General features: G+C 76.7%; 1 protein-coding gene. It reads right to left on the reverse strand.

Annotation, left to right across the window (positions count from 1 at the left end; all coding sequences use genetic code 11):
* On the reverse strand, window positions 1-780 hold a 780-nt coding region (locus G3I71_RS45020; protein ID WP_164324688.1), incomplete at both ends, for a hypothetical protein.

Genomic DNA, 780 nt, shown 5'->3' on the forward strand with positions numbered 1-780 from the left:
GGTGCTCTGCGCCTGGGCCCGGCCGCCGTGCGCCCAGGCGCCTGCGTCGCGGTCCAGGCGGACGCGCACGCGATTGGGGAGCTCCACCTCGACCGCGCCGTCCTCGACGAGGGTGTAGGCCCACCGGGTGGTGCCCGGCCGCGACGCGTCGTCCGCGTGGCGGCTCAGGTACCGCTCGGCGTCGACGACCCCCGTCAGGGGCTCCAGGCGCAGGTCGGGGCGGGTCCGGAGCAGGACGAGGCTCGCCGCGCAGTTGGCAGCCACGCGCACCGGCGTCTTGAGCGCGGTCCGGCCCTCACGCCCGGGGACCGGCGTGCGGCCGGCGTCGGACAGCGCCTCCTCGACGACGGCAGCGACGGACGGGGCGGGCACGCCCTCGACGGCCGCGAGCCAGCAGATCTCCGGCACCACCGACCAGTCCGGCACCCACGTGGCCCACTCGTCGTCGCGGTCACCGCGTTCCAGGGAGCCCGCGGCGCGACGTGCGGCGCGAGCCAGTGCGGCACGCCACTCGACCTCGTCGGGCACCCCGCCCGCCCACCAGCTCCCGAGCCCGACGACGGTCGCCTGGTAGGCGACGCTGAAGCCACCGACGACGGCGGCCTTCCCGTCGACGCTGTACACCCACTCGTCCTCGCCGTGCGCCCCCAGGTGCGTCGCCAGGTGGTCCGCGACCTCGGCCACCTCGGCGAGCAGCGCGGGCTCGCGCGTGATCTCGTAGAGCGCCGCGAAGCAGGCGGCGGCGTAGGCGTCACCGTTCAGGACGTCGACGCCCGCGCT

Origin of the sequence: Streptomyces sp. SID12501 (assembly GCF_010550245.1) — a bacterium.
Lineage (GTDB): Bacteria > Actinomycetota > Actinomycetes > Streptomycetales > Streptomycetaceae > Streptomyces.